At 44.7% G+C, this 6,537-nt stretch carries 7 protein-coding genes; 1 reads left to right on the forward strand and 6 read right to left on the reverse strand.

What is annotated here, in order from left to right:
• Positions 1–304: hypothetical protein (locus QXE01_10830; GenBank protein ID MEM4971731.1), on the forward strand; the 304-nt coding region annotated here is incomplete at its 5' end.
• A 76-nt stretch (positions 305–380) separates the two neighbouring features.
• Here QXE01_10830 and QXE01_10835 read toward each other — a convergent pair.
• The 6 genes from QXE01_10835 to QXE01_10860 all read right to left on the reverse strand — a co-directional run.
• Positions 381–929, reverse strand: coding sequence for a hypothetical protein (locus QXE01_10835; protein ID MEM4971732.1), 549 nt, complete (start codon positions 927–929; stop codon positions 381–383).
• 114 nt (positions 930–1,043) lie between these two features.
• A complete protein-coding gene (locus tag QXE01_10840) occupies positions 1,044–3,263 on the reverse strand; it encodes an alkaline phosphatase family protein (protein MEM4971733.1) in 2,220 nt (739 codons plus the stop codon).
• Positions 3,264–3,898: 635 nt separating this feature from the next.
• Positions 3,899–4,060 carry a hypothetical protein gene (locus QXE01_10845; protein MEM4971734.1) on the reverse strand — a complete coding sequence of 54 codons (162 nt, stop codon included), beginning with the start codon at positions 4,058–4,060 and terminating at the stop codon, positions 3,899–3,901.
• A gap of 268 nt (positions 4,061–4,328) precedes the next feature.
• Positions 4,329–4,874 (reverse strand): ECF transporter S component, encoded by a 546-nt coding sequence (locus QXE01_10850; protein MEM4971735.1) that lies wholly within the window; start codon positions 4,872–4,874, stop codon positions 4,329–4,331.
• 63 nt (positions 4,875–4,937) lie between these two features.
• Positions 4,938–5,642: an energy-coupling factor transporter transmembrane component T gene (locus QXE01_10855; protein MEM4971736.1), complete on the reverse strand. Its 705-nt coding sequence runs from the start codon at positions 5,640–5,642 to the stop codon at positions 4,938–4,940.
• Positions 5,639–6,537, reverse strand: an 899-nt coding sequence (locus tag QXE01_10860) for an ABC transporter ATP-binding protein (GenBank protein ID MEM4971737.1), incomplete at its 5' end; no start/stop codon positions are given. The genes QXE01_10860 and QXE01_10855, both read right to left, overlap by 4 nt.

Raw genomic sequence — 6,537 nt, forward strand, 5'->3', positions numbered from 1 at the left:
TGATGGTATAATAAAGATCTGCTACCTAGATCTAGAGATAGACGCGGCAATAACAGCCCAAGGGCTAAAGATAGTTGATAAAGAGAGATTCGAGAGAATATGTGGAAAACCCTCAGAACCATGTGATAGGGCAAGGATAATCGTGGAGAGGGTTGGAGAGAGATACAAAGAGATCTGGGAGATCATGGATAGCATGGGTAGAGATATCCTGGCAAAGATTGAGGAGGAGAAAGACCCAGCTCAGGAGAGGTTCAAAAGACTCGTGGAGATTATGAGAAGCATCTCCCAACCACAGGGCTCATAAAAAATATCTAGATTCTATGCAGATTATTTCTCCAAATATTGTTTCCACAACCTAACGTGGAGAAGGGTTTTAACAGCTATGATACCTCTAGTATCTGTAGAGACATCCTGATCGATGCGTCTCCCGACCCCTCTATCATCCAGCTGATTTCAAGAGAAACATTATACTCACCCCTATCTATATCAAGAGGCGCGTCATACCCTGGTATCAAGACCAGTATCCTTATACACTGTGTATTTGAATAGAGACATGGCATGTGTATCTCATAGCTCCTATTAGCACCCTCTAGCTTGAGTATACCCGAGAGTATTATGGAGAGGTTTGAGGAGGTCTGAATAGACGGGCTATCGATCTTAGCTATGATCTTTGAGCTATTCCTAACATATAGCTTCGCTATATTGCTAAAGCTCTTCGAACCGCTAGGAGAGCTTATCACTCCAAGATCTATATTCACCTTGTTTGGAATCATCTCCACATTACTTCGAATCGATACAGTCCCCATAATATCTATAACACCTATAAGCATATTCAACCCATATGCCATCACACCTATAAATATCACCACCGCCATCACAAACACAGCTAGCCTTAATACTCTATTATCTCTAAGCCTACTCCAAAACATCTTTACCAGCCAAGGATGAATAAGTAGGGAGTATATTAGTATATTCTTTGAACATGATAATGTGAAAGGGGTGGGGAGATGTTAAAAATCTTTTATAGAATAATTCCCAGCTCTCTACCTCCTAAACCCTCTGATAATATATCCTATTGCAAGGCCTACGATAAGGGCTACAACGGCTGCGATAGCTATGTAGCTGATATCATATTGAGGCCTAGCTTCCACGGTCTTTGTTTCTGTAGCTGTCAATGTCTTTATCTCCTGCCTCGTTACTGTTCCATAGAGTGTGGTATATGATGTCACAGTTGAAGTTGAGACGGCTGTGATAGTGGATGTCTTGATAACAGTTGTATAGATCGTCTCCGTAGCTGTTGCTGTTCTAACCTCAACCACAACTGCCCTTGGGAGTATTGGGAGCGGTGGGGCTATAGAGTCTTTAGGCTTTCCAATACCCAGGATCTCAGATATTGTTGGTGCAACACTCAGAGAGCTTATTAAGCCTAGACTACCTTTAACCACCCCACCTCCATATGCTATGAAGGTTGCATGCAGCTCTTGATACCCCGGCAATATAGTCCCATGATCCCCTGTGAGTGTTTTAAGCGGTATAGCTGGTGAGAAGATAACCGCTGCTCCTTCTCTGATACTTGGAATCCCCCCGATAGCTGTATATCCACATCTAGTTGCTATAACCACATCCCCAACCCTATCTCCCCAAAGGCCTAGTGTTCTAGCCTGCTCCCTCGTGACTACTAAGTCAAATACAGGTTCACCCGTATCTGGGTCTCTCACCGCCTGTATCGCCCTGATAATCTGATCCACTGTTGATCTGTACTCACTCGGATCTACTATACCACCCTCCTCCCTACCCCTGAGGTTTACAAGTATATGGCCATGCCCAGCATACCAAGCCTTTGTCCCGTTCAAAGCCGCCCTCCCCCCGCTTATCGAGATCAGGCCTGCGTTGTAGAGTATAGCGTTTATATTGACCATGTACTTCACAGGGCACTGGCCATGATCGGATGTTATTATGAGAGTAGTTGTTCTAACATCGATATTCCTCAGAATCTCTCCCACGAACTCATCTATCATAGCATATGCTCTCGCTATGAGGCTTCTATAGTAATCGGCTTTTGAGCTATCGTAGTATGGCATTGAAGGATATATCATCCCCAAGAACTGGTGGTAGACATTATCAACCACAGGGGTATATGTGATTATGAAATCCCAGTCTGTGTTTTTAATAATATATATGGTGAACTCCTTAAAAAATCTATTGGTCATATAGACTGTCTCCATATATGTTTCAACATCTATCCAGTCGTTTTGAAGAGCAAAGTAATCCCCGTCTGTAAATGCGCCAACCCTAGATATCACGTTGTTCCACACAGCCCACGCAAGATCTTTATCGCTATACCAAGGCGTGTTGAAAGGCCTCGTTATACCCCTGTATAGCCTGAAATCACTGGGATCAAGCTTTATAGCCTTGAACATAGGTGCTACAATATATTCAGAGCCTCTATAGATAATAGTAGTATTTATTGGAGGGCTCCAACTACCCTCAGAAAGAACTGCTAGAGCCTTCGAAACATCTTTCGAGCCAGTGGTTATAAAGAGCTTATCTGGATAACCATCACCGGTAAGATCTACTAGGAGGAGATACCATGTTGAATCCCCTATAGAGATATTGGACTCCCAAGCACCATATATCCTGCCAACCCCCTCAAGCCCAGCCCAGCCGCTGGCATTTGTGAAGGATATATATGTGGCCCTCGCAACGCTTCTATTGGTTGTGTAGAGAGTCGATGGGGTGAACGCTGCTGATGCATCGTATATGTTGAAGAGCTTCGTCCTACTGGGATCTATTTTACCCTGCCAGGCAAGGGGTGTTGACTGGGGATATGAGATCACAATAGTCCTTAGACCCTCTCTATCAGCTGTGACCCATATGGGCTCTGCAAGCAGATACCTCCCATCAAAGCCAGAGACAGTTGAGATCACACTTGTATTAGGTAGATGAATCGAGTTACCAACTATACCTGTAGAACCTGGTGGAGCACCCGTGGATTCGCTTGCATGATTAACAGCTGTTGCTGAGGGATACATAACAACCATGGGTCCGTGGGATCCGTTCTCAAGAACCCTTCTAAGATTTTCGAGTGGGTATGAGTATGAGATGTTATAGAGCCTATAATAGTTAGCTGAATCAACACTCAACCATATAACCTTCTTACGCCCCTCCTCACCTATAGGCGATGTCTGTACCATAGCCGAAGAAGCTAGCAAAGCCAAGGCTATCATAGCTAGAACCGCATATCGAGATCTTGGATCACCCATGACACCCACCCACCATAATATCTATCATATGCTTTAAATCCTCCTCAATATTGAAACATATAGTATAAACAGGATTTAAAAATCTCCTAAACACCATATGAAATATCCGTGCCAAGACCTCCAACCCCTTTTACCCATTTTATGTTAAAAAATAACAGGATATATAAATAAAGATCTTCGATCATATAACATAAATCATGAAATAAACGCTAATCCAACGCTCTGTATAACATGATAGTAGCTTGATAAATACCAATCTACTCTAATACCTGCTAATTAAGGATATGAAGAGGCTGGGCAGTATAAATCTCGGATCCTCTGTATCTCTTCAACAAGAAGCTAGCCCTTCCAATTCTATAGAGATCAGTTTACAACCGAAAGCCTCGTCATTTATGGCAGGGATGGTATTTATAAGCTCTACATCATCTAGCATCTTTGGCGAGGGTTCCCGTAGGGCGGGGAGGAGGTCAGGCCTTATTCAGCCTATAAGCAAAGATCTAATCAATTGCTCTCTAACCAGCTCGTCAAGCCACATATAATCACCAGCATCAACAATGTTGAGAAGCGTATAAAAACCCCGCCTAAAAGGTTAGCATATAACGAAAAGATTGTGGGAGATGATAATCATACCTAGGTTAGATCTTTATCACGGCTCTCCCCAAGTATCTCCCTCCCTCTAGATCTTCATAGAGTCCCATAACATCCTCTGGGTTTAGAGCTATTGTTCTACCCACATAGGATCTAACCTTACCCTCGATTGCAAATCTGAATAGCTCTTCAAACTCATGAATTACCATTTACCCGAGAGCGGTTTAAGCCACCCTTGCCCACCCGAGAGCAACCAGTAAACCTATAATCTTCGGAGCATATATATGCCTCAGCATATATAGCCCCAAAAGAAATAACAACAACCCCTAAAATACCATAAACAATGTTTCGCCTCGCTATCAAGTGATGAGACTTTCAACTTGAATATTGCTAGGTAAGAATTATCTCAGAGATCCCCTAAAGCTTCTCGGGGTAAAGTCTATAAAAATTAATGAAAAATTCTATATATTTATAGAGCTATTTCTTAAGGCTGTTAACTATCGTGGCTGATATAGCTCCGTAGATGCCTCCGCTCACTATTGCTGCTACCAGCCATAGCATCATGATCTGTGGAGGGGCTATTGCGCTGAATAAAACAGCGTCTAGAGCAACAGCTGGTATCCCGGCTAGGGCTCCTGCTAGGGAGCCAGCTGCTATTCCCCAGCTTCTATATCTCATTAGCGCATAGCCTGCTTCTGAGAAGAGCCCCTGTGCAACCCCATATATTATGTTTGTGAAGCCCCCTACAGTGGGTATTAATGTTTCGACCAGAGCTCCTAGTGTTTCGCCGAGGAAGGCTGATCCTGGTTTTCTAATTAGAGTTGCCGCGAGCGGTGCTCCTATGAACCATAGTCCGTAGGATGCTGCTCTAGCAACTATTGGGCCTCCTATGGCTTCTGCTGCATAGTATAGATTCCATGTTGCATAGAATATGACTCCACTTACAACAGCTACTACAGCTAGGTATGCATAGTCAACAGCTGTGTATCTCTGCAGAACCCCGACTCTCTGCTGGGCTGGCATGGTCTACCCATTAATATAAAACCATAGATCCCTTATATATCTATAGCATTTTCAATAGAGTTTCTATAGAAATGGGATAGGGGCTAGGAGCAATAATTGGAGGGAGAGGAGTAGTAGAAGAAGGTACTCAGGTAGCCCCAGCTCTATCCCACCCCTCTGCCTCCTTAGTCTAAGGCCTCTTAGCTCGGCGGAGATCCCTGCCCAGATGGCCCTCTCAAGCCCTATGCTTAGAAGAGGCATCAATATAGATGCTATATCACCTGGTGTCAGAGGGTTTCTTCTAAATCCCCGCTCGACTCTAGCGATCACTATCTCCCCATAGTCCCTCCTAACCAGGGGTATTAGCCTCAGGGCATAGGAGAGTGAGAAAGCTATGCCCGGAGGGATCCTAAAGCCTTTCACAAGCTCCCTTATAAGGGTCGATGGATCTGAGAGTGATATGAAGGCCAGGCCTGCTAGGGATATTGCAAGGAGCCTCAGGGTGATCTCTATAACAGCTTTGAGAGCACCCTCTCTAATCGCTAAAGGGCCTAGATATACTACTACATCCCCTTGGTTTGCAACAGCCAAAGCATTTATAAAAACACCCCAAAAGCCTATTGCCACGAGAAGAGATACCGCTTTGAATCCTCTGAACCCCATATATAGTGCTAGGGCTAGGTTTGCTATGCAGAGGATCGAGAGCTTCAGAGGGTCTCTGAGTATAAATGCTTCGAGTGTGACCCCTAACGAGTAGATCAGGAAGATAGATGGTGAGGGTCTCCTCATAGAGATACACCTGCTATCCTCTCAAGCTCCAGGGCAAGCTCCACCGGGTCTTTCTCAACCAGTGTTCCCCCGCTGATTAGGAGGGCTCTATCACATAGATCAGCGATCAACCTTGGATCGTGGGTAGCTATTATAATAGCCAGACCCCTCTTCCTCAGAGAATCCAATAGGGAGATGAGATCCCTGTACATCGAGTAGTCAAGCCCAACAGTTGGCTCATCCAGCATAAGTATCTTGGGGGAATAGGCCATGGATATAGCTATTGAGAGCCATCTCTTCTGTCCCATGCTAAGCCTGTAGGGGGAGCTCTTCAGATGCCTCTGGATCCATGTGGATTTCGAGAGGATCTCGTTGATAGAGCTAGATCTATGGATATGTTTGAGCTCCCCCTCCACGGTTCTCGAGAAGAACATATAGTCAGGGTGCTGGCTAACATAGAACACCAGACCCCTTCTAACGCTTATCTTACTCCTATGCAGATCGACCCCCATAACGTTGAAGGATCCTGAGATTGGTTTGAGAAAACCCGAGAGGGTCTTTAGAAGAGCTGTTTTCCCAGATCCGTTAGGCCCCACAACTGCTATACACTCACCCTCAGCTATATCCAGGCTTTCTACCTCTACGAGCGGGTTATCCTCTCTATAGCCTATGAGGAGATCCTCGGCCCTAGCTATGACCCTCCTGCTCCTACTGGTTAGAGCCCTTCTATTGATTCTCAAGGACATATCGATCCCAAGTCTATCTAGATCGTCTAAAACATCTTTCGACTCAAGATCCCTAGCTTGATATCTCTTCACAATAGTACCCTCCCTCATAACATATAGCTCGTCAGCCATGTCCACAAAGTACTTCGCCTTGTGCTCAACCACAAAGACTAGAGATCCCGAGTCTATGA

The sequence above is a fragment of the Sulfolobales archaeon genome, from assembly GCA_038897115.1.
In the GTDB taxonomy this organism is placed as follows: domain Archaea; phylum Thermoproteota; class Thermoprotei_A; order Sulfolobales; family AG1; genus AG1.